31 protein-coding genes and 1 pseudogene are annotated in these 19,492 nt (G+C 65.6%); 20 read left to right on the top strand and 12 right to left on the bottom strand.

Features of this window, described 5'->3' with window-relative positions; translation table 11 throughout:
• The first annotated feature begins 52 nt into the window (after window positions 1–52).
• Window positions 53–262, top strand: a complete 210-nt coding sequence (locus CB0101_RS02005; protein WP_010309080.1) for a hypothetical protein — start codon at window positions 53–55, stop codon at window positions 260–262.
• Window positions 263–360: 98 nt separating this feature from the next.
• Window positions 361–585 carry a hypothetical protein gene (locus tag CB0101_RS02000; RefSeq protein WP_010309084.1) on the top strand — a complete coding sequence of 75 codons (225 nt, stop codon included), beginning with the start codon at window positions 361–363 and terminating at the stop codon, window positions 583–585.
• Window positions 586–590: 5 nt separating this feature from the next.
• Here CB0101_RS02000 and CB0101_RS01995 read toward each other — a convergent pair whose 3' ends face one another.
• Window positions 591–809: a hypothetical protein gene (locus CB0101_RS01995; protein WP_010309088.1), complete on the bottom strand. Its 219-nt coding sequence runs from the start codon at window positions 807–809 to the stop codon at window positions 591–593.
• A complete protein-coding gene (locus tag CB0101_RS01990; protein ID WP_029552980.1) occupies window positions 806–1,492 on the bottom strand; it encodes a superoxide dismutase in 687 nt (228 codons plus the stop codon). The genes CB0101_RS01995 and CB0101_RS01990 overlap by 4 nt, the downstream gene beginning before the upstream one ends.
• 87 nt (window positions 1,493–1,579) lie before the next feature.
• On the opposite strand from CB0101_RS01990, the gene CB0101_RS01985 reads away from it, so the two are divergent.
• The 4 genes from CB0101_RS01985 to CB0101_RS01975 are packed head-to-tail and all read left to right on the top strand — an operon-like array spanning window position 1,580 to window position 4,148.
• Entirely contained in the window at window positions 1,580–1,816 is a 237-nt protein-coding gene (locus CB0101_RS01985) for a hypothetical protein (RefSeq protein ID WP_010309096.1), read from the top strand.
• Window positions 1,813–2,547, top strand: coding sequence for a DUF924 family protein (locus CB0101_RS01980; protein WP_010309100.1), 735 nt, complete (start codon window positions 1,813–1,815; stop codon window positions 2,545–2,547). Before CB0101_RS01985 ends, CB0101_RS01980 begins: the two co-directional genes overlap by 4 nt.
• Before the next feature lie 30 nt (window positions 2,548–2,577).
• Complete coding sequence (locus CB0101_RS15215; protein ID WP_168187928.1) at window positions 2,578–2,751, top strand: hypothetical protein; 174 nt, start codon at window positions 2,578–2,580, stop codon at window positions 2,749–2,751.
• 47 nt (window positions 2,752–2,798) lie between these two features.
• Entirely contained in the window at window positions 2,799–4,148 is a 1,350-nt protein-coding gene (locus CB0101_RS01975; protein ID WP_050778780.1) for a glycosyl hydrolase family 57, read from the top strand.
• 171 nt (window positions 4,149–4,319) lie between these two features.
• Here CB0101_RS01975 and CB0101_RS01970 read toward each other — a convergent pair whose 3' ends face one another.
• A complete protein-coding gene (locus CB0101_RS01970; protein ID WP_029552982.1) occupies window positions 4,320–4,709 on the bottom strand; it encodes an MAPEG family protein in 390 nt (129 codons plus the stop codon).
• A 77-nt stretch (window positions 4,710–4,786) separates the two neighbouring features.
• Here CB0101_RS01970 and CB0101_RS01965 point away from each other — a divergent pair, with 77 nt between their 5' ends.
• Window positions 4,787–5,275, top strand: coding sequence for a hypothetical protein (locus CB0101_RS01965; RefSeq protein WP_010309119.1), 489 nt, complete (start codon window positions 4,787–4,789; stop codon window positions 5,273–5,275).
• Here the strand turns inward: CB0101_RS01965 and CB0101_RS01960 are convergent.
• The 5 genes from CB0101_RS01960 to CB0101_RS01940 form a co-directional block, all read right to left on the bottom strand.
• Window positions 5,272–5,592, bottom strand: a complete 321-nt coding sequence (locus CB0101_RS01960) for a hypothetical protein (protein ID WP_010309124.1) — start codon at window positions 5,590–5,592, stop codon at window positions 5,272–5,274. The genes CB0101_RS01965 and CB0101_RS01960 overlap by 4 nt on opposite strands.
• 472 nt (window positions 5,593–6,064) lie before the next feature.
• Complete coding sequence (locus CB0101_RS01955; RefSeq protein WP_010309130.1) at window positions 6,065–7,033, bottom strand: carbon-nitrogen hydrolase family protein; 969 nt, start codon at window positions 7,031–7,033, stop codon at window positions 6,065–6,067.
• Window positions 7,030–7,536, bottom strand: a complete 507-nt coding sequence (locus CB0101_RS01950; RefSeq protein WP_246833804.1) for a hypothetical protein — start codon at window positions 7,534–7,536, stop codon at window positions 7,030–7,032. Before CB0101_RS01950 ends, CB0101_RS01955 begins: the two co-directional genes overlap by 4 nt.
• A complete protein-coding gene (locus CB0101_RS01945; protein WP_071778132.1) occupies window positions 7,533–7,829 on the bottom strand; it encodes a hypothetical protein in 297 nt (98 codons plus the stop codon). Before CB0101_RS01945 ends, CB0101_RS01950 begins: the two co-directional genes overlap by 4 nt.
• 34 nt (window positions 7,830–7,863) lie before the next feature.
• Complete coding sequence (locus CB0101_RS01940) at window positions 7,864–8,376, bottom strand: hypothetical protein (protein WP_010309138.1); 513 nt, start codon at window positions 8,374–8,376, stop codon at window positions 7,864–7,866.
• A gap of 59 nt (window positions 8,377–8,435) precedes the next feature.
• Between CB0101_RS01940 and CB0101_RS15210 the strand changes: the two genes are divergently transcribed.
• Window positions 8,436–8,606: a hypothetical protein gene (locus tag CB0101_RS15210; RefSeq protein ID WP_010309142.1), complete on the top strand. Its 171-nt coding sequence runs from the start codon at window positions 8,436–8,438 to the stop codon at window positions 8,604–8,606.
• Here the strand turns inward: CB0101_RS15210 and CB0101_RS01935 are convergent.
• Window positions 8,600–8,791 (bottom strand): Nif11 family protein, encoded by a 192-nt coding sequence (locus CB0101_RS01935; protein WP_010309146.1) that lies wholly within the window; start codon window positions 8,789–8,791, stop codon window positions 8,600–8,602. The two genes, CB0101_RS15210 and CB0101_RS01935, sit on opposite strands and share 7 nt — an antisense overlap.
• Window positions 8,792–8,899: 108 nt before the next feature.
• Complete coding sequence (locus CB0101_RS01930) at window positions 8,900–9,466, bottom strand: hypothetical protein (RefSeq protein WP_010309150.1); 567 nt, start codon at window positions 9,464–9,466, stop codon at window positions 8,900–8,902.
• Between the two features lie 112 nt (window positions 9,467–9,578).
• Between CB0101_RS01930 and CB0101_RS01925 the strand changes: the two genes are divergently transcribed.
• The 5 genes from CB0101_RS01925 to CB0101_RS01905 all read left to right on the top strand — a co-directional run bounded on the left by CB0101_RS01925 (window position 9,579) and on the right by CB0101_RS01905 (window position 13,018).
• Window positions 9,579–9,899 carry a DUF3104 domain-containing protein gene (locus CB0101_RS01925; protein ID WP_010309154.1) on the top strand — a complete coding sequence of 107 codons (321 nt, stop codon included), beginning with the start codon at window positions 9,579–9,581 and terminating at the stop codon, window positions 9,897–9,899.
• Complete coding sequence (locus CB0101_RS01920) at window positions 9,874–10,293, top strand: gamma-glutamylcyclotransferase (protein ID WP_010309158.1); 420 nt, start codon at window positions 9,874–9,876, stop codon at window positions 10,291–10,293. Before CB0101_RS01925 ends, CB0101_RS01920 begins: the two co-directional genes overlap by 26 nt.
• A gap of 22 nt (window positions 10,294–10,315) precedes the next feature.
• Window positions 10,316–10,894 carry a glutathione S-transferase family protein gene (locus CB0101_RS01915; protein WP_010309162.1) on the top strand — a complete coding sequence of 193 codons (579 nt, stop codon included), beginning with the start codon at window positions 10,316–10,318 and terminating at the stop codon, window positions 10,892–10,894.
• Window positions 10,894–11,532 carry a ligase-associated DNA damage response endonuclease PdeM gene (pdeM, locus tag CB0101_RS01910; RefSeq protein WP_010309167.1) on the top strand — a complete coding sequence of 213 codons (639 nt, stop codon included), beginning with the start codon at window positions 10,894–10,896 and terminating at the stop codon, window positions 11,530–11,532. The genes CB0101_RS01915 and pdeM overlap by 1 nt, the downstream gene beginning before the upstream one ends.
• A 136-nt stretch (window positions 11,533–11,668) precedes the next feature.
• The gene (locus tag CB0101_RS01905) at window positions 11,669–13,018 is read left to right on the top strand and encodes a hypothetical protein (protein WP_010309170.1); all 1,350 of its coding nucleotides are present in this window, start codon (window positions 11,669–11,671) and stop codon (window positions 13,016–13,018) included.
• Here CB0101_RS01905 and CB0101_RS01900 read toward each other — a convergent pair.
• Window positions 13,015–13,479, bottom strand: coding sequence for a CBS domain-containing protein (locus tag CB0101_RS01900; RefSeq protein ID WP_029552986.1), 465 nt, complete (start codon window positions 13,477–13,479; stop codon window positions 13,015–13,017). The two genes, CB0101_RS01905 and CB0101_RS01900, sit on opposite strands and share 4 nt — an antisense overlap.
• Window positions 13,480–13,513: 34 nt before the next feature.
• Here CB0101_RS01900 and CB0101_RS01895 point away from each other — a divergent pair, with 34 nt between their 5' ends.
• A complete protein-coding gene (locus CB0101_RS01895) occupies window positions 13,514–14,044 on the top strand; it encodes a CDP-alcohol phosphatidyltransferase family protein (protein ID WP_010309176.1) in 531 nt (176 codons plus the stop codon).
• A 6-nt stretch (window positions 14,045–14,050) separates the two neighbouring features.
• Here CB0101_RS01895 and CB0101_RS01890 read toward each other — a convergent pair whose 3' ends face one another.
• Entirely contained in the window at window positions 14,051–14,968 is a 918-nt protein-coding gene (locus tag CB0101_RS01890) for an NAD-dependent epimerase/dehydratase family protein (RefSeq protein ID WP_029552987.1), read from the bottom strand.
• A 73-nt stretch (window positions 14,969–15,041) separates the two neighbouring features.
• Here CB0101_RS01890 and CB0101_RS01885 point away from each other — a divergent pair, with 73 nt between their 5' ends.
• The 6 genes and pseudogenes from CB0101_RS01885 (at window position 15,042) to CB0101_RS01865 (ending at window position 19,484) form a co-directional block, all read left to right on the top strand.
• Window positions 15,042–15,731 carry a Coq4 family protein gene (locus CB0101_RS01885; RefSeq protein WP_029552988.1) on the top strand — a complete coding sequence of 230 codons (690 nt, stop codon included), beginning with the start codon at window positions 15,042–15,044 and terminating at the stop codon, window positions 15,729–15,731.
• A pseudogene (locus tag CB0101_RS15590) lies at window positions 15,728–15,916 on the top strand (TIGR02450 family Trp-rich protein); the annotation flags it as partial. The gene CB0101_RS01885 and the pseudogene CB0101_RS15590, both read left to right, overlap by 4 nt.
• A gap of 33 nt (window positions 15,917–15,949) precedes the next feature.
• The gene (gene hisA / locus CB0101_RS01880; protein ID WP_029552989.1) at window positions 15,950–16,723 is read left to right on the top strand and encodes a 1-(5-phosphoribosyl)-5-[(5-phosphoribosylamino)methylideneamino]imidazole-4-carboxamide isomerase; all 774 of its coding nucleotides are present in this window, start codon (window positions 15,950–15,952) and stop codon (window positions 16,721–16,723) included.
• Window positions 16,724–16,826: 103 nt separating this feature from the next.
• Window positions 16,827–17,186, top strand: a complete 360-nt coding sequence (locus CB0101_RS01875) for a Fur family transcriptional regulator (RefSeq protein ID WP_010309188.1) — start codon at window positions 16,827–16,829, stop codon at window positions 17,184–17,186.
• A gap of 59 nt (window positions 17,187–17,245) precedes the next feature.
• Window positions 17,246–18,853, top strand: coding sequence for a DUF3685 domain-containing protein (locus CB0101_RS01870; RefSeq protein WP_029552991.1), 1,608 nt, complete (start codon window positions 17,246–17,248; stop codon window positions 18,851–18,853).
• A gap of 61 nt (window positions 18,854–18,914) precedes the next feature.
• Complete coding sequence (locus tag CB0101_RS01865) at window positions 18,915–19,484, top strand: thylakoid membrane photosystem I accumulation factor (protein WP_010309193.1); 570 nt, start codon at window positions 18,915–18,917, stop codon at window positions 19,482–19,484.
• Window positions 19,485–19,492: the final 8 nt, after the last annotated feature.

Raw genomic sequence — 19,492 nt, 5'->3', positions numbered from 1 at the left:
AGGCAACTGGCTCAACCCTAGGGAACCCATCCAGAACTGCCAGGATGCCCCCATGACCTACACCGTGATCAGCCACGACGCCTGGGGCAGCGCCGATGTGGGCAGCTTCGCCAGCCTGGAGCAGGCCCGTGAGGTGTTTCAGGCCCTGCAGAACGACCGCTGGTTTCTGGCGGATGGCAGTGTGCGCGGCCTCTCGATCGTGCAGCAAACCAGCGGCTCCGAGCCCTGCACCGTTGAGCGCTTCAGCTTCCCGCACACCTGAAGATTGCTGAAGCGATCCTTAAAACAGTTGGATTGAACACCGTGTGAGGCCGGCCTTACGGATCAGATTGACGATCCGGAAAAGGAACAGTGGAGGCGATGGAACGGATTTACCGACTGATTGATGCCTGCTTCGAGCCCCATCAACACCTCGACGACTGCTACAGCAGCCTGGATGAGGCTCTCAGCGATGCCGTGGCCTGGCTCGATCAGATCTGCGGTGAACCGCATCAACAGTTGATCGGCGTGGAAGTGTGCGCCGCCAATGGCGACTGGCGCACTTGCCGGCTCCCCACCCAGTTGCTCTGCACGCTGCCCGACTGAGCCGGTCAGTTGGCGTCGGGCTTGGTCCAGTAGCGATAGAGCCAAACGCCGCCACCACCCCAGAGCACGGTCCACAGCACAAACGTGGTGGCGGTGCCCAGCTGGCCGGTTTCCAGCGAATACACCCCTGCATTGATCAGGCCCGCATCGATCAGCGAGCCGCCGATCCCCCAGCCCAGCACCCAGGTGAGCAGAAAGCCGATGGCCTGCAGATTGCCCGTCATACCGATGCGCTGAAGCGGCGGTTCACTTCGTTCCAGTTCACCAGATCCCACCAGGCGCTGATGTAGTCGGGCCGGCGGTTCTGGTAGTTGAGGTAGTAGGCGTGCTCCCACACGTCGAGCCCGAGCAACGGCGTGCCGCGCTCGATCTCCGGCAGATCCATCAGGGGGTTGTCCTGATTGGCGGTGCTGGTGATCGCCAGACCCCCATCAGGTGTGCGAATCAACCAGGCCCAACCCGAGCCGAAGCGCGCAGCGGCCGCCTGGCTGAACTGGGTTTGCATCGCCTGCAACGAGCCGAAGCTCGCCTCAATCGCCGCCAGCAGCTCCGGCGATGGTGCTCCGCCCTCACCCGCCGGCGCCATCACCGCCCAGAACTGGCTGTGATTCCAGTGGCCGCCACCGTTGTTGCGCACCGCCACCGGGAAGCGCGAGATCTGCCCCTGCAGAGCATCGAGGCTGAGCTTCGCCAGCTGCGGGTTGCCCTTGATCTGGCCATTGAGGTTGGCCACGTAGGCGCCGTGATGCTTGTCGTGGTGGATGGTCATCGTGGTGGCGTCGATCGCCGGCTCCAGCGCATCCGGGGCATAGGGCAACGGCGGCAGCGTGAACTCAGCCCTCGCCGGCAGGGCCAACCCCAGCAGGATCACCACGGCCGCCAGGCCGTTGATCAACGCGCGCTTCATCCATCCAACGATCAGATCAGCCCAGCCTGGCAGCACCACGCAGCCCGCTGCCAGGTTCGACAGAGTGGTGATCCAGCCACTGCGGCCATGCTTCTCCTCAATCCCTTCTGCCCGATCAGTGCAGCCCGGATCGCCGGCCTGAAAGCCACGGTGATGCTGCTGTTGGTGCTGCTGATCAAGTCGAAGCTGCTGCGGGTGAAGATGTCGCTGCTTGGCTCGCTGCTTGGCCTGTTCATGCTCACAGGCTTCCTGATCAGCACGGGGCTGCTCACCGTGGTGGCCGGCGGCGCCGTGCTCTACGCCGCCAGCCAGAAGCGCGCATGAGCGATGCCCGCCCCGATATCGGGGCCGAGGCTGTTCTCCACTTCTGGTTCAACGAGAGCAAACCGCGCCAGTGGTTTCGCCGCTGCGACGCCTTCGACGCTGAGGTGCGCCATCGCTTCGGCGCACTCACCGAACAGGCCTGCGCCGGAGGTCTCGGCAGCTGGGAAGCGGAGCCAGAGAGCGCCCTGGCCTTGGTGCTGGTGCTCGATCAATTCAGCCGCCAGATCTGGCGCGATCAGGCCCGGGCCTTCAGCGGTGATGCCCGCGCCCTGGCCCTCAGCCAACGGGCTCTGAAACTCGGCTGGATTGAGGCTGAACCGGTTCGCGTGCGGCGCCAGTTCTGGCTGATGCCGCAGTTGCACAGCGAATGCCTTGAGGTGGTGGAGGCCAGCGTGGCGCTCTTTGATCGCTACAGCGATCCCGCCACCACCGCCATCGCCAGACGCCATGCGGATCTGCTGCGGCGCTTCGGGCGCTACCCGCATCGCAATCTCGCCCTCGGCCGGCGCGCCACGCCGCCGGAACTCGAGCTGCTGCAACCTCCAGCCGCGCCAGCGGAAACGATGTGCTGCGAGCGCTGCCAGGCCCATGGGCCGATCCACTACCGGGTGAGCACGGCGTTGGATCCGCAATGGCAACTGGTGTGCCCGCAGTGCTGGCCCAGCCTGCGCGCGCAACCCGGCTATCGCTACGGCGGTACGCGCAAGGCCAATCGCCGCCGCCGCTCTTAGCTAGAACCCCAACCAGCCTCTACGCCACGGATGCCGATCGTTCCCCGCTGGAGATACATGACCGACGAGGCCAAAGCGCTAACGCGCCGCGTGGCGGTGTCGGCATTGGCGGTGATCGGCGCACTGGTGTTGTTGCGGGCCTTGCTGCCCTGGGTGATCGTGGGAGTGATTGCCTGGTGGATCTGGACAACTGTGAAGCGCTAAAACCGCTGCCCCCAATTGCTGGCCGTGAAGCTGAACTGCGCGCCCTGATGGCGCAAGCAGCGCCGGCCAGCCCAGCGCAAAGCCTGGCGGGGGTGAACGCCTGCTTTGCCTGCGCGCTCCACATGCATCAGCCCACCATCCCCGCCGGGGCCCATGGTGAGCTGATCAGCCATCTCCAGTACATGCTGGAGCACCCAGGCGAAGGCGATAACCACAACGCTGAACCCTTTGCCCAGTGCTACCGCCGCATGGCGGATCTGATTCCGCAGCTGATGGCAGAGGGCTGCAATCCGCGGATCATGCTCGATTACTCCGGCACCTTGCTGTGGGGCTTCGAGCAGATGGGCCGGCGCGACATCCTCGATGCGCTGCACCAGCTCGCCTGCGACCCCGGCCTGCAACCGCATGTGGAGTGGCTCGGCACCTTCTGGGGCCACGCCGTGGCCAGCTCCACACCGGTGGCCGATTTCGCCTTGCAGATCCAGGCCTGGCAGCACCACTTCGCGGCCCTCTTCGGTGAGGCGGCTCTGCAACGGGTGCGCGGTTTCTCCCTACCGGAGATGCACCTGCCCAATGACCCCGATGTGCTCTACGCCCTGGTGGTGGCCCTGAAACAGGCGGGCTACCGCTGGCTGTTGGTGCAGGAACACAGCGTGGAGCACCCCGATGGCTCCGGGCTCAGCCACGCGGAATGCCTCGTTCCCCATCAACTTGTAGCCCGCAATCGCGCCGGCCAGCTGGCCGAGATCACGGCGCTGATCAAAACCCAGGGCTCCGACACAAAGTTGGTGGGGCAGATGCAGCCCTTCTATGAAGCGATGGGGTTGCACCCTGTTGAGCTCGGATCCACCACGATCCCGCCGCTGGTGGCTCAGATCGCCGATGGCGAAAACGGCGGCGTGATGATGAACGAATTCCCGCCGGCTTTCATTCAGAGCTACCAGCGCCTGCGCGACGACGCTGATGGCCGCACCACTGCGATCAACGGCACGGAGTATCTCGATCGGCTGGCGGCCAGCGGTGTGTCGGAACAGGATTTCACCGCGATTCAGGCCGCCGGCCAACACCGGGTCTGGCAAGAAGCGGATTCAGGCGGCCCTGTGAACCTGGAGGGATCGTCCTGGACCAACAACATCAGCTGGGTGGAGGGCTACACCAACGTGCTGGAGCCGATGCAGGAGCTCAGCGCGCGCTTTCACCAACGCTTCGATCCAGCCGTTGCCGACGACCCCGGCACAACCCGCACCCCCGCCTACCAGAACGCGCTCCTGCATCTGCTTTTGCTGGAAACCAGCTGCTTCCGCTACTGGGGCCAGGGCACCTGGACCGACTACGCCAGGGAGCTGTTTCGCCGCGGTCTTGCAGGGATCGAGCAGCCCCACTCACCGGGGGCATGAACGGAGGGCACGGCTGAGCCCCGGGCCACAAGAAGTGGTCGCGCAATCTTTCGTTACACTTCTCAGGAACGCTTCCTGCCTCAGTGGTCGCCACCGTTGCCATCGACTTTGTGAGCCTGCTGTTCGGCATTCCCCTGCGTCAGCTGGCCACGGCAGCGACCCTGCTGCGCCTCATCCCTGGCTGAACGCCGCCACGATCGCCATCACCAGCAGGGCAATCGAACACAGAAAGCTGATGCCGAAGCCCGGGCCGCGCTTGCCCGGTGCCAACCGGTAACCCACGCCGTAGGCGACGCGACCTCCCACCCAAATAAAGCCGAGCAGGCAAGCCCAGGTTTCGCTGCCCATCAAGGCGGCCAGCCAGAACACCGGCAGGAAGAACACCAGCTGCTCCAGGGTGTTCTGCTGCACCCGCAGAGCGCACTCAAACGGCTCAGGGCCGGATGTGGCCGGTGGCATCACCTTGTGCTTCACCCGCGCCTGACCCACAGCCATCGCCGTGCCCTGGTAGGTGATCAGCGCCGCAAGGCTCACCACCGCCGGCAATGCAGGAACGCTCATCAAAGACATTGATCACGATCCCAGTGTTTAGCGCATTCGAGACAGCCCCTAGGCTCATCCCAAAGCAATGAACGGCCATGAACGCAGTGAGAGCCATCCTCCTCAGCTCATCACTGTTCAGCGCTGCGGCCATTCCGGCATTCGCCACGATTGATCCCGAACTCCACCAACTCTGTGTGGATGCCCGCGATTACGCCGGCTGTATCCAGATGCATCAGCAGGGGGCAGAGAGTCCAACCAAGCTCAGCCTCAATGCCTGCCCCGCAGGCCATGCCTACTCAGGAGCTGGTTACTGCACGCGCGTGATCTGCGATTCGCCTCGTGGAGGAGTACTGACACGCATGGTTCTCAGTTCAGACGGTCATGACCCTGAACTGGCTGGCAAAGGCAACAAATGCCCAAGAACCGGACTGTTCTCCCGCAACGGTTCGCTGCGCTGGGGCACCGACACGGTGGCCGCAGCTCACGACCCCGCCTGCCCCAATGTGCCCTTGCAGGTGGGTTGGCAGAACGCCTGCCTGATGGAAAGCGGCGAAATCAAACCAACGGCGCTGGGGGCGAACTAACGCCCGCACACCTGCCGCATCTCCTGGAGAGCATCCAACGAAGGCGTCTGGGGATTAGCCGTCAGCGTTGCTGCCACCATTTCCGCTTCGGCACCAAGCACGGCGGTGTAACAGCGCCAGCGCTTACTCGCTTCAGCCCAGTTCTTAAGCCGATGGGAATGCTCCAGAGCCGCGCGGCATGAAGCGGGCGAGCCCGAATCACGGCACTGCTGCGCGAGTTGGCCGTAGGCCGCCATGTGCTGCGCTGCCGCTGGCGCCGGCCATAGGAGGGGCAGCAGCAGCAACGGCCGAAGCCATCCAGCGCGCCCACGTTCCATCACCACCCGCTCCGTGCTGCCTTGCTCAAATCCCTAGGACAAAGTGCGGGGAAACACAACAAAGCCCGGGACCAAGGCCCCGGGCGTTTGCCTGCTCAGCTGATCTGCCCGCGGATTGGGGCCAGCGTTGCCATCGTGATGCTCATGAACAACCTCGATCCAGCGATCGAGGTCTGAAGTCTTTGGTTGTGGGGCGGAGCTGCCGGCGCTGGCACCTGGGGCCAGGTGTCTAGGGGGACGTCCCACTGAATCCGGGGCACCTCAGGCGGCGCAGTGGACGGCGCAACAGTTGCGCACGGGGGACATCAGAGATCCGTTGAGAGTGTTGGAGCAGGGGCCGGATCGTCAGCGCGCTCCTGTCTGGTGCTCAGGGGGGGTGTCGTCCATCAATGGCGCCTCCGAATCCCGTTGCCATCACGATGGACCGGCCGAAGGCATCCGGCAACCGGTCGGGAACGATCGACATCGCTCTTCACCCAGCGCAATCGCCCTTCATGAAGGCGGCTTCATGAACGCTCAGACCGGGCGCACCACTGAGGCGATACACGTCTTGCCGGCGCTGGTTACCCGTGGGAATGGCCTGGCGTGCCAGCGCCACCTGGCTCAGATCAAGCTGCGCATGCAACACCTGCTCCCCCTCTCCGGCCTCGGCGATCACCGTTCCCCAGGGATCCACCACCAGCGAATGGCCGTAGCTGGGGTAGCCACCACCCTGAGGCCTGGCACTGGAGCAGGCAAGTACAAAGCATTGGGTATCGATAGCGCGGGCACGCATCACCAGATGCCAATGCCGCGGCCCGGTGGTGGTGTTAAAGGCGGCCGGACAGGCAAACAGCGTGCAGCCGTGGCGCTGCTGCATCAGCAAGGCCAGCTCTGGGAAGCGGATGTCGTAACAGATCAGCAGTCCCAGGTTGGGCGGTTCTTGCAGGCCGGTGCGGAGGGGGTCGCTGGAGCCGCTGAGCACGGTGAGATCCTCTCCTGCCGTGAGGCTGTCGGATTCGCGAAAGCAGATCCCGCCGGGCACATCCACATCGAACAGATGCAGCTTGCGATGCTTCGCCAGCAACACCCCACGGGGATCTACCACCGTGGCCGTGTTGTAGATGCGCCCAGCTTCGCCCTGTTCGGGAATCGAACCGGCGATCACCGCCACACCATGGCGGCGGGCCAGGCTCGCCACCATGGCCAACGAAGGCGATGGTCCATGCGTGAGATCAGCCCCGGGCTGCGGGATCGGCTCGGCAAAGGCGGCAAAGCGATCCACTGCATAGGGTGCATTCCACACTTCGGGCAGCATCAGCAGCCGCGGGCGCACTCCGCCGGGCGCTTCCAGCACTGCACGCTCCAGCCAGGCCTCGGCCTGGCTGCGATTCAGGGCGGCATCCTCCGTGGCGCAGAGCTGCACCAGGGCAACCGGCAACGCCGAACACATCTCGCTCATGGCCGCTGCTCGAGTAAATCCTTCAGAACCGTGGAGAGCAGGAAGGACGGCTCCCCCGGGTAGACGATGTCGGCAATACGCCAACCCTGAGTCGGCGATGGCTCCATCACGTAGCGCAGCTGCTGCGGAGCTTCACCGGTGCGGCCGCGCAGGCCGGCCCGCACGGCCACCTCAGCAACCACTGCGCCGCTTGACTGACCCGTACATCGCTCCACCTCGGCAGCAAAGGTCTCCACCTGCGTGCCGCTGAACAGGTCAAAGTCGACGAAGCGCCCGTCGGCGGGCGTCAGTGCGGTGGCCTCCTGAAGCAACACCGCCAATCCAGGGGTGAAACGCGGAAGCTGACTGGCGATCAGCGTCGGGCCGGGCACGCTCTGGCGCTCCAGCTGCCAGCGATAGAGGCCATCCAGCTGTTCGATCACCCCGGCGGGGCAAGGGTCCGCCACCCCGGCCGCTGGCATAGCCACCGCCAGCAACGCTGCCAGCCCACCGATTCGCCTCATCGCAGCGGCACCGCAATCCTGTTGCCATTGATGGCATGGGTGAACACGGCATTGCCCTGCACCAACACCTCGCGTCGCCAAACACCACCAAGCGAATCCCGCAACAGTGAGCGGGGGAACCCTTCCTCAATCAACCGATAGGTCATCAACAGACCGTCCTGCCAATGGATCGTGAGGCTGCCATTGGCATGGTGCACATCGCGGCAGCCAATCGCCTGATCGTTAAAAGCACAGGCTTTCCATGGTTCAGCCGAGGCGCTGCTCAGGGCGCCCACTACTACCCCCAAGAACACTCCCGCAACACCTGAGGAAGCCCACCAGGCAGGCTCAGTCTTTGCTGGTCTGGGCATCGATCCGAGCCCGGAGTTCGTCGATCTCACGGCGCAATCCCTCAGCGGAGGGATCGGAGTGGCCAACACCGGCGCGGCCCTGATCGTCGTAGGCACGCAAACCGCGAAACATCAATCCACCACCGGCAGCGATCATCACCACGTACACCCCGAGCTGCCAGAGGGTGACAGGCATGAACGTCATCCGCAGGCTGTTCAGCACACCCACCAGAAGCGCCGCCAGCGAAGCCCAGATGAGCAGATTCGCCCAGCGGCGACCGGTACCGGCAAACAACAGACACACCCCGATCCCGAGGGGAACCATCAACAACCCCATGCCCGGCGTACCCCAAGGCATAGCCTGAAATCCGCCGCCCCAGCGTCCGAAGCGGCCCCAAACCAGCTCCGATCGCACCATCACCTGATTGGCGAGCAGGAATCCCCCTGCCCCAAACAGGCATCCCCCGACGAGGAACTGAACGAAATCTCCCGCGGCATCACGGCGCGCCATCGCTGGATTTGCAGCACTAGCCTCACGCTGGTCCGGAGATCGGCATCCGGCCACCCATAGTGAGCCAGAACGCCCTGCCGCCCGTGAAAGAAATCAGCCTGCTGGAACTGGTGTTGCGCGCCGCAGGTCGGATTGCGGCGGTGTCGGGGGTGATCGGCCTGGTGGTGTGGCTCACCTGGGTGATGCTCGACGTGAAGAACATGCAGTCGGGCTTCACGCTGCCCTACTGAGCTTCTGCCTCCAGGGCCTGATGCTCCTGCCAGGCCCGCTGCAGATCGAGGCGGGTGATCCGGTAGCCAAGGCGCCGCGCCGCCAGGATCAACTCTTTGCGCGAGCGGCAGTGCCTGAGCGCGCGCTGCATGGCGGCATCGGCCTCGGCATCACACACCAGCCGCTCCAGTTCAGACCAGCTCATGGGAAGCAAACCCCTGGGTCTCTCACCATGCCAAGCCGATCCAGCTCGCGCCAGGTTCCACGGATCACATAACGGGCGATTGGCACCGAGTGATCCGCGGCAGCTCGATCAGCTTCCGTAGGGCAACGAGGAGTGGTGGAGCACGATCCGGATCGAACCGTCCGGCTCTTTCACAAACGACCAGGTCTTATCAACAGTGGTGGTTGCGCCGGAGGCATCCGTGAAGCTCACGTTGCCCATGGTGATGGCCTGGCTACCGCTGAGCTGGATCACCTGATTGGTCACCTCACAGCGGCGCCAGGGCTTGATCGCAAAGCCCTTGTCGTTCGGGAAGGCCGGATCTCCACCCACGAAATAGGCCAGGGCGCCAGCTCGGGTGGGGCGGAAGGTTTGAGCTCCGGAGGCGAGGGTGGGCTTGAACGCCACCGGGCCGAATTGATAGGCGTAGGCCTGGTCAATCACTGCAGAGGCCGTGGCTTTGGCCTTGGCATACCCGCCTGAGGCATAGGCCGAACTGATCTTCAGCAGGGCCTCGCACCACCCCTTCTGAGCAGCCACCACCTCCGATTCAGTGATGTTGGCGTTGAGGACCTGCACCGCCGGGGCCGCCTCAGCGGGCAGAGCCAGACCGAGAAGCAAAGCAGGCAGCGCTGGGGTGATGCGGAAACGAGCCAAGGCCGGATCAGGTCAGAGCATCCACACCCTGCACAGACCCCGAGACAACGACAACCGACAACACACAAAAAGGCACGCGATCAGTACATTTGAACTACATACCCTTCGGTCGATGGATGAGCCTCGGTTTCTGGCAGTGCAGGTGGGCGACCTCGTGGCCGTGCAAGGAAGCGGCGATTGGTGGGTCGGGCAGGTGATTCATGCGGAAGGCGGAGCACGCTGCAACGCCAACTCGCTGTTTCAGATCGCCTGCATCGACAGCGGCGTGATCCGCACGGTCAATGCCAACGGTGTGATCGACGTTCTCTGCCCACGCGCTGCGCAGCAATCAGGAGCGCTCCAGACGACGCACAATCACCGCCATCAGACCCAGCGATCCAGCCAGTGCAATCAGCAGAGCAATCGTCATGAACCAGGCCGGCAACGGCGCTGATTCTGACGCGCTGGTGTTCGTGTACGGCAGCCTCAAGCGAGGCATGGCTGCCCACGGGCAGCTGCAAGGAGCGTGCTGGCGGGGTGCAGCCATGCTTCCGGGCTTTGCGCTGTACGACCTCGGCCCCTTCCCAATGGCCATTCCCTGCAGCGAACCGGGCTGTGCGATCAGGGGCGAATGCTTTGCCGTAAATGCCGCTCTGCTGGAACAGCTGGATCGCTTTGAAGGCGTGCCCAGGCTCTATGCACGCCAGTGCCATGTGCTCGCCAACGGCTTGAAAGCCTGGGTGTATGTGGGCCGAACCGAGCAGGTGCGCCACGTGCCGCGCGTGGCGGATGGCTGCTGGAAGGGCCCCGATCCCCATTTCAAACGGCGTGGGCGAGCCCGATACTGACCAGCCAGTTGTCCAAGCACGCATGGCCCTCACCCTGTACGGCGGTGCTCGCAGCCGCGCCTCGATGCCGCGCTGGTACATGGAGGAGAAAGGGATCCCTTACACCTGGCAGCTGCTCGACATGGAGGCTGGAGAGCACCGCCAGGAAGGCTTCACCGCCATCAATCCCTTCGGCAAGGTGCCGGCCCTGGTCGACGACGACCCCACCCTTCCCGGCGGCCGCCTGCAACTGTTTGAAAGCGGCGCGATCCTGCTGTATTTGGCCGAGCGCTATGGCGGCGAATGCCAGAACGCGGCTGAGCGGGGGCTAGCGCAGCAGTGGGTGCTGTTTGCCAATGCCACCTTGGCCACGGCGCTGTTCGTGCCCTCCAACCGCGAGCGCGAATTTCCGCGGCTGATGGAGGTGCTGGATCGCAAGCTCGGCGAGGGGCCGCTGATGGGCAACAGCTGGAGCGTGGCCGACTGCGCCGTGAACGCCTACCTCGCCTACCTGCCGATCTTCTTCCCCCAGATCGACCTCAGCCCCTTCCCCCAGGTGCAGGCCACGATCGCGGCCACCCAGCAGCGCCCCGCGTACCAACACGTGATGGGTCAGCGCTGATGCAGCCCACAAGGCTGCACTGGCAAACCTCTGAGCTCGAGCTGTTGCCCCAACGGGCGCTGTGGCAGGCCGCCACCGGCCTGCTGCTGGTGGCGGATCTGCATCTGGGCAAAGCCGAGAGCTTTCAGGCCAGCGGTATCCCGCTGCCCAGCGACGGAGACCTGAGCAATCTCAACCAACTGCTCGATCTGGCGGCGCAGCTGCAACCGCAGCGGGTGGTGGTGCTGGGGGATCTGATCCACAGCCGGCTGGGGCTCACCGCGGAATTGCGCAGCAAGATCCGGGCCCTACCGGAGTTGCTGGGGTGCCCGCTGGAGCTGATCGGCGGCAACCACGATCAGGGCAGCTGGCTGGAGGGGCTTGCGGCAGGGCCACCGCGGCGCTGCGGCGATCTCTGGCTGAGCCACGAACCCTGCTCCCCGCCGGAGGCCGACCTGCTGAATGTGGCGGGCCATGTGCATCCGGTGGCCGTGCTCGGCCAAGGGAGTGATCGCCTGCGCTTGCCCTGTTTCGCGTTGGAGCGCCAGCAGCGCCAACTGTTGCTTCCCGCCTTCGGAAGCCTCACCGGCGGCTATGCCGTGTCGCCGGCTTACCAACGCTGGGTGATCGCCGATGCCCAGGTGCTGGCGGTGCCCTGAGGCCTGATCCGGCAACGGCCCGTAGATTTGCAGCAACGGGCCGCAAAACCTGGACACTGCTTCCCCGCCACCTCCAGCCGCCCGTCGCAAGGACCCACGGCCGCAGTGGCAGCGCAAGCGCTGGCTCACGATCGGCGTGCCACTGGCCGGGCTGGCGTTTCTGGTGGCGATTGCGCCGCCGCTGCCCGAACCCCAGCAAGGCGCCGAGATCAGCGTGCCCGCCGCCAGTGGCGAGGCCTTCCGCTATCTACCCAACGACGAGGTTTACGCCCTCGATGTCGATCCCCGCCAGGTGCAGCTCGACCTGCTGGAAGGCTGGGACCGCGAGCAGGACGCCTTTGAAGACAGCGCCGCCCTGGCCTACGTGTCGGGCCCGATGTATGAGCGGCACGTCAACGACAACGGCCAGGAGATCACCGTTCCACTCGGTGACATCAAGCTCGGCGCCCGCGTGTGGCGCGGGCGCAACCGCACCGCTGCGCGCCAGCGGGCGTTCATCGGCATCCGCCGCAACGGCCAGGTGGACTTCGGCTACGGCGAGCTGACCCCGGAACGCGCTGCTGAGTACGACAGCTTCATCGGCGGCCTGCACAGCATTTACAACGACCTCGAAGCCCCCCCCTCCAGCTACCGCGGTGCCTACAGCATCTCGATGGGGCAACAGATTCGCTACTACCTCCCCCGCATCCGCATGGTGATGGGGCTGCGGCGCGATGGACGGCTGGAGGTGTTGATGAGCCGCGATGGGCTCACCCTCGAACAAACCAAAGCGCTGGCGCGGCGGCGTGGCCTGCAGGCCGCCTACCTGCCCGACCATGCCTCCAAGAGCCGCCTGATCATCCCCGGGGTGAAGGGCTTCACCGAGGACGACGCCAACTGGATCAGCGGCGGCGCCACCAGTTTTGTGCACGTGCCCTACCTGCTGCGCATCAGCCGGCGCGCCATGCCGCTGCAGGGCAACCTGATGGAAGCGATCGCCAGCCGCAGCGCCAAACGCAGCTGCGGGAATCCGCTGGAGTGTGGCCAGTCGCTGGGGACGCAACTCTTCGATCGCGCCCTGGCGGGCTTCAACCGCCTGATGGAACAGGGCGTCGAGCCCCTGGCGCGGTTGATCTGGGAACCGAAGGGCCAGCGCTCACCCAAACGCGACGGCCTGCAATCGCCGCTGCGGGAACCACCGATCACCGCCGATCCGATGGCACTGCGGCTTCAGGAGAACAACCCCGAAACCATCAACCCCGACGACAGCGCTCCACAGGCGCCGGATCTGCCGCCGCCCCTGCTGCTGCAAGACGGCCAGGAACTCCCTGCCGATCCCGATGCCACCACCGCCGACCCCGCGCTGGTCCCCGCCCAGCCGCAGGCCGACGCGCTCAACCCAGCGGTGAATCAACCGCCAGGTGCGATGCCCCAGGGGGCACCACCGCCCCCACCGTTGCTGCCGCCGCTGATGCCGCCGCCAGCGGCACCGCCTCCGCTGCCTTAAGCGGCCGCGAGGGCACGCACCACATCGCCGCGGGTGAGCACGCCCACGGGCTTGTTCGCGGCATCGAGAACAAACAACCGTTGGGTGCTGCGGTCGTGCAGCTGGCGCGCGGCTGCCGGTAGCTGCGTGTCGGGGCTGCAGTGGTGCGGGTGCTTGCTCATCAGCTCGCCCACGGTGCTGCCAAGCACCTGATGCACTTCCTTGTCCCAGTTGAGGGGGTTGCGCAGGTAGATCACCGCGTCGAGCAGCATCACGTAGGGGCCGGCATCAAAGCCGCTCTCGCGCACCATCAGGTCCTGCTCGGTGAGCTCGCCCACCAGGGCTCCGCTCTCATCCACCACGGGCAAACCACTGATGTGGTGCTCGCTCATCAGCTTCACCGCCTCCTGAAGCGGTGTGGTGGTGGAGACACTGCGCACCGGCGTGGTCATCACTTCGGAGACGCGGCGTTCAACGACCATGGCAGGCTCGGGACTGGCGCCATTGTGACCCGCCATGAACGCAGCCCAGTGCCGCCGGCTGGCGGATGGCCTCACCGTGGGTCGTGCCGCAATCGGCCTGCCGCTCATCGTGGCCCTCAGCCTTAGCCAGCCGGTCCTGGCCTGGTGGCTGCTGCTGCTGGGTGGCCTGAGCGATGCCGCCGATGGCTGGCTGGCCCGCCGCGCTGGCGGCGGTTCGGTGTGGGGAGCTCGCCTCGATCCCCTCACCGACAAGATCCTGATCCTGGCGCCACTGCTCTGGCTGGGGGCGGCCGGAAGCCTGCCGCTGTGGGCCATCTGGCTGCTGCTGGCCCGGGAGCTGCTGATCTCCGGCTGGCGGGCAGGCCAGGGCAGCGGCGGCCCAGCCTCCTGGAGCGGCAAGGCCAAAACGATCCTGCAGTTCGCCTCGCTGCTGCTCCTGCTCTGGCCCGATGGCTGGGGTCCCGCCGGCGCAGTGGCTTCACTGCACCTGGCGGGGTTCGGGCTGTTCTGGCCCTCGCTCCTGCTGGCCCTGAGCTCCGCCTGGGGCTATTTGCGCAAGGCCTGAAGAGGCTCAGCCGATCAGGGCCTCATCGCCTGAGAAATCAGGACTGGTGGGCATCTGCTTGGCGTAGTCGTTGCTGTAGCTATCCACCAGGGCCTGCTCCACGCTGTAGGTGGGTGTCCAGGCCAGTTCGCGCTGCACCCGGGTCACATCGGTGAGGAAGTGGGCTTGGCGCAGGGGGAAGGCCTTGCGGGCCTTCTTATCCAGGCCGGCGGGATCAAAGCTGCGAATCTCCACCGAGGCGGGGTCCTTGCCGCAGGCGCGAGCGGCGGCAGCCACCAGGCCCTTAAAGGTGATGCCCTGCACGCTGCTGCAGTTGTAGATGCGGTTGGCGGCGGCATCCACGCCCAGGCTCAGGGCCATGGCCGTGGCCAGGTCGTTCACATGGCCGAGCTGGGTGATCGTGCTGCCATCGCCGGGCAGGGGCACCGGCCGGCCGTGCACGATCCGATCAAAGAACCAGCTCTCCACTGGGTTGTAGTTGCCGGCGCCCACGATGTAGGTGGGGCGGAAGCTGGTGAAGGGGATCTTCTCGGCCGTGAGCCAAGCCTCGGTGTCGAGCTTGCCGCTGTGGCGGCTCAGGGGATCGGTGGGGGAGTCTTCGTTGAGGGGCCAGAGCTCGCTGTCGGCGTAAACGCCGGCGGAGCTCACATACAGAAAGCGGTGGCTGGGGGCACCGGTGCGCTCGATCACGGCGCGGCTGTCGTCGAGCGTGCGGCCCGAGCTATCCACGATCACGTCGAAGCTGCGGCCCTGCAGGGCGGCCAGGCCTTCGGCGGTGCTGCGGTCACCGCAGAGGTGTTCCACACCAGCGGGCACGGGCTTGTTGCCGCGTGTGAACAGGGTGAGCGCATGACCCTCGCTCAGCAGCTGAGCCACCAGGGGCTTACCCACAAAGCGGGTGCCGCCCATCACGAGGATCTTCACGCGCGAACCGTTGAAACTGGCGGCCATTCAAAGCCTTGCCAGCCCACACTGGGGGCCTGCGATGCGGGCGGCCATGGGACGGTTCAACGAGGTGCTGCGGGCGCTCAACAACCTCAAACTGCTGGCCGCCATCGGCCGCAGCGGCGGCGACCTGGCCAGCATCGCCGACCTGGTGGACAGCTTCATCGACAGCCCCCAGATGGCCGATTGCATCCGCCGCTTTCGCGCCACCCCCGGCGGTGCTGAGCTGATGGATCAGCGCTATCCGCCCCTGCAGCCCGACATCGAGCGGCTCAGCCAACTACCCAGCGGCAGCCTCGGTGAGCGCTACGCCCGCCTGATCACCAGCCTCGGCTACGACCCGGAGTTCTTCCGCCCGCGGCCCACCGACAGCGAGGCCCAGTGGCTCACCCAACGGATCGCCACCACCCACGACATCCACCACGTGGTGTGTGGCTTCGGCACCGAGCCCCAGGGTGAAAACGGCGTGTTGGCTGTCACAGCCGCCCAGATCGGCTTCCCGGCCTATGTGCTGCTCACCAGCGCCGGCCAGCTGGCCAGTTTCCGCTTCCAGATCGAGAGGTTCGAAGCCATCAGCCGGGCCGTGAGCCATGGCCAGGCCATCGCCCGTCAGGCCAGCTGCCTGGCGGCGGCCCGTTGGGAAGAGGGCTGGGAGAAACCCGTGAGCCAGTGGCGCAGCGAGCTGGGCCTCAGCGATCCGGCCGACCACGAGCCCTACGGCCTCGCGGCCCAGCTGCCATGAAGCTGACCCAGCGCTGGACCGCCCAACCCGCCAGCCTCGGCCTCACCCAGGGCTACCGCCATTTCCAGCTGCTGGGGGAGCAGGGCAAAGGGGCTGAGCGTGCCGCCCGGCTGGAGGCGGTGCTCGAGCGCAGCTGCCGCCTGCTGATCCCCCTGCGCCAGCTGCGCGATCGGGGCCTCTGGCAGCCTGGCTGGCAATCGTTGAGCCGCCCGGTATCCATGCAGATCATCCCCGCCATCGACCTGCTCGACGGCCACTGCGTGCGCCTGCACCAGGGCGACTACGACCAGGTGACCCGCTTCAACGATGACCCCGTAGCCCAGGCCCTCGATTGGCAACGCCAGGGGGCCCAGCGGCTGCACCTGGTGGATCTCGATGGCGCCAAAACCGGCCAACCGGTGAACGATCAGGCGGTGAAGGCGATCACCGCTGCCCTCTCCATTCCGGTGCAACTGGGGGGTGGCGTGCGCAGCGCTGAGCGGGCTGAAGAGCTGCTGGCCTGTGGCCTCGATCGGGTGATCCTCGGCACCGTGGCGATCGAGAAGCCCGAGCTGGTGAAGGAGCTGGCGGCACGCCACCCCGGCAAGGTGGTGGTGGGCATCGACGCCAAAGACGGCCTGGTGGCCACCCGCGGCTGGATCGAAACCAGCACCGTGAAGGCCACGGATCTGGCCAAAAGCTTCGAAGGCTGCGGCGTGGCCGCGATCATCAGCACCGACATCGCGACCGATGGCACCCTGGCCGGCCCCAACCTCGAAGCGCTGCGGGCGATGGCGGAAGCCAGCTCGATTCCGGTGATCGCCTCCGGCGGCATCGGCACCCTCGACGACATCCTGTCGCTGCTGTCGATCGCACCCCTGGGCGTGGAAGGGGTGATCGTGGGCCGCGCCCTCTACGACGGCACCGTGGATCTGGCGGAGGCGCTGCAGGCGATTGGCCCGGAACGCTTACAAGACGCACTCACTTCGTCTACGGGTTCTATAACGGTGTAAGCAACACACGCCTGTTTTGGGGGCGACATCCCTTCCTCCTACAGCTGAACAGCAGATCCAGAGCGGTCTGGAGGGAGCGATTGCGCGCTGCCGTGATCTGGGCATGCGCCTCTCGCGGCAGCGCCGCATGGTGCTGGAGCTGCTCTGGGATGTGAAAGATCACCTGAGCGCCCGCGACATTTTCGAGAAGCTCAATGCCCGGGGCCGCAACATCGGCCACACCTCGGTGTATCAAAACCTTGAGGCCCTGCAGAGCGCCGGCGTGATCGAGTGCCTCGATCGTGCCAATGGCCGCCTTTACGGCTATCGAAGCGATCCCCACAGCCATCTCACCTGCCTCAAAACAGGGGCCATCCAGGATCTGGATGTGGAACTTCCGGTTGAGCTGTTGCGTCAAATCGAGGAGCACACCGGCTTTTCGATCGAGACCTACACCCTGCATCTGAGCGGCCGGCCCCGCTGAGCTGGAGAACCCAGCCGAGGGCCGTTAACGTGCGCGCCAGATTGCATCACCTGGCGCACGTGCCTCAGGCCAAGGCCGCACCCCAGCTTTTGATCCTGGCCGAACCGCTCCTGCGCGAAGGCCTGGTGCGGCTGCTTGATCGCGACTACCGCATCGCCACCAACCCTGCCGAACCCATCAGCGGCGTGCAGCTGGTGATCTGGAGCTGTGGCAACGATCTGCCCCTGGCCAGCCTCCACTACGAACTCCAGCAGCTGCAGGAGCGCTGGCAACCGGCCCCGGTGCTCCTGCTCTTGCCAGGCCAAACGCCATACCCCAGTGAAGCGCTGTTGCGCCTCAGCGCCGAAGGGGTGCTGCAGCAGGCGGAGCCGAGCGAGATCCCCCAAGCCGTGGCCACCCTGCTCAGCGGCGGCCGCATCGTGGAACTGCGCCCCCTGGCAGCCAACAGCCCTGAACCCGAAGCACTCGGCTTCGGCCAATGGCTGCTGCGCAGCGGCCTCAGCCAGATCCAGGCGGAACAGTGCCGTTGTGAGCGCTGGCTGGAGCAGTGCGGCGGAGGCGTGAGCAGGCTGCTGCTGCTCGGCCGGCTGCGGGAGCTTGCGGCGGCGCGCCGATTGCTGCTCTGGCTCTGGGGCCCCGTGAGCATGGCCTTTCCCGAGCCAGTGGCCCCACGGGTTTCCCAACCCGAACCACCTCAGACCCTGGCGATCACCCTGCGCCAACGCACAGCCGAAGGCGTATGGCAAGCGATACAACAACGGATCACCGCCGCTATCACCGCAGACCTGAGCAATCAAAGCGGCCAGCTGCTGGCCCTCGAAGGCCTCACCGAGGAGCACCGCCGCGATCTACTGCTGGCCTTGATCAGTCAGCTGGATCTGCTGATCACCCGCCTGCGCCATGAACAGCTGCGCGGCGAAGAGCTGGAGCAGCGCTGGCTGCAGCAACAGCCCGAACTGCGCCGTCTGTCGCTGCGGGCCATGGCCGGTGAATACGTGCAACTGCCCCAGCAGGGGGGATTGCTGCCGGTGGCGGAGAGCCTCAGTAGCGCCAGCCAGTTGGAGGGCCTTGATCCCGATCTCCCCCTGGCGCTTCCCATGCTGGCGGCCCTGGTGCAGGCCCAACCGCTCCTGGTGGAGGGGCGGCTTCTGGCGCCGGATGAGCCCCAGGCCCTTCTGCATCTGGAACTGCTGATCAGCAACTGGTTGATCCGCAGCGCCGAATTGATCAGCGCTGAAATCCTCAGCTGCTGCAGCGCCTGGCCGGAGCTGCGCCGCTACCTGCTGCGACCCGACTTGCTCGCCACCCGCAACCTGGAACGTCTGCGCAACCAGCTCAACTCCCAGCAGCGCTGGGACAACCTGTTCGAACGGCCCGTGCAGCTCTATGAAAGCCGCCGGCTGCTGTTTGGTTTGCAGAACGGGGCGATCACCCCATTACTGCTCACCGAACCTCGCGACGGCGAGCTGCGCCAGCTGAGCTGGACCCAGCAATTGATCACCCTCAGCTTGGAGGCCCGCGATGCCCTTGCTCCGCAGCTTCAGAGCTTCGTGCGGCGGGTGGGAGATCTGTTCGTTGTGGTGCTGACGCAAGTGATCGGCCGTGCCATCGGCCTGGTGGGCCGCGGCATCCTGCAAGGAATGGGCCGCAGCGTGGGGCGGGGCTAAAGCAACCCAGCAACAATCCAAGGCCGGAGTCCACAATGGCGGCAGCCTCTTTGTCGTCTTGATGCCTGGCCTCCTGGCCCGGTTGCTGAAACCCCTGGCAGCCCTGGTCCTCTCCGCTCTGCTCGCGCTCGGCCTGGCTCCTGGTGCGGCCCACGCCGCCCGCGACACCAACAGCTACGACGGCAACATCTACGCCCTCTACGCCGGCAACGGCTCTCTGGTGCCACCCCGCAGCACCCTTGCCGATGCCATGGCCAACCATCGGCCCATCGTGCTGGGCTATTTCCTCGACGACAGTGCCGCCAGCAAGCAATACGCCGTGGTGTTCAACGAACTGCAGCGGCTCTGGGGCCGCAGCGTGGAATTGATCCTGCTGTCCACCGATCCCTTGCAGAACCGCGACACGCACGGGCCCACCGATCCGGCCTCCTATTGGAGAGGTGTGATTCCTCAGGTGGTGGTCTTCAACAGCGATGGCAAGGCTGTTCTCGATGAAACCGGACCTGTGAGCATCGATGCCATCAACGCCGCCCTCAGCGAGATCACCGGGCTCAAACCCCAGGGTGATGTGACCTTGAGCCTCAGCCGCGATGTGAACGAGCTGAATAGCGAAATCGTGGCCTCCCGCTGATCCTTAAC

This window comes from Synechococcus sp. CB0101, from assembly GCF_000179235.2.
Classification (GTDB): Bacteria; Cyanobacteriota; Cyanobacteriia; order PCC-6307; family Cyanobiaceae; genus Vulcanococcus.
Note: the sequence above shows the minus strand (reverse complement) of the source record. Positions and strands in the feature narration are given on the sequence as shown.